This is a genomic window from Methylibium sp. T29 (assembly GCF_000576205.1).
Lineage (GTDB): Bacteria > Pseudomonadota > Gammaproteobacteria > Burkholderiales > Burkholderiaceae_C > Methylibium > Methylibium petroleiphilum.
Map to the genome: position 1 here is coordinate 1 of NZ_AZND01000546.1, position 962 is coordinate 962.

General features: G+C 72.5%; 1 protein-coding gene. It reads right to left on the reverse strand.

Going from position 1 to position 962, the window contains the following annotated elements; genetic code table 11:
- Positions 1-27: 27 nt before the first annotated feature.
- Positions 28-962: phosphoenolpyruvate carboxylase (locus tag x551_RS22725; protein ID WP_253950472.1), on the reverse strand; the 935-nt coding region annotated here is incomplete at its 5' end.

Consider the following 962-nt stretch of genomic DNA (forward strand, 5'->3'; position numbering starts at 1 on the left):
CGCGGCCGGTGGGCGCGCCGCCGCGGCTCACCGAGCCGCCGCGGCCGTGGAAGAAGGCGATCTTGACGCGAGATCCTCGCCCAGCCGCGTCATCGTCGCCTGCGCCTTGCTCAGCTCCCAGTTGGCGGTGAAGTAGCCGCCATCCTTGTTGGAGTCCGAGTAGCCGATCATCACCTCCTGCACGTTGCCGTGCAGGCGCAGCGAGCGCTGCACCAGCGGCACCGCGAGCAGCTCCTTCAGGATGGCCGGCGCGCGCCGCAGGTCGGGAATGGTCTCGAGCAGCGGCACCACCGGCAGCGTGCAGCGCTCCACCGCCTGCGCATCGTTGAACAGCCCGGCATGCTTGGCCAGCAGGTAGACGCCCAGCACATCGGTGGCGCTGTGGGTCATGCTGAGGATCAGCGTGCCGAAGGCCTCGCGGTCGACGCGGTCGCGCATCTCGGCGACGGTGCGGAAGGTCGCCAGCGTCTCCTGCGCCTCCGGCGTGAGGCCCGCGGTGGCGAGCGGCGCCTCGCCGGCGCGGCGCGGCGCGGCCAGCTCGGTGAGCAGCCAGTCCTTCCACTCGGCGCTGTCGCTGGCCGGCGGCTCGCTGCCCCGCACGGCACGGTAGAGCTCCCCGAGCGTGGCGTTGATGCGGATCGTGTTCTCTCGGATGTCCAGGCGCACCGTCGCGAAGCGGAAGGTGCGCACCTCGCGCAGCAGCGGTGCGAGGAAGGTCTTCGCGAGCGGCTGGGCGCCGGTCTCGACCAGTGCACGGTGCATCAGCTCGATGTCGCCGATCAGCTGGTCGGCATGCTCGTAGGGCGCGGCATCGCGCGCGGCGTCGGCCGGCTCGGGCTGCTCGCCGTTGCGTGCGATCGTCGCGTCGAGCCTGGCCAGCATGCCGGCGATGAACTGCCGGAACAGCTCGCCGGGGTTGCGCGCGGCCACGCCGGCGCCGTCGGGCAGTGCAGCCAGCGCCG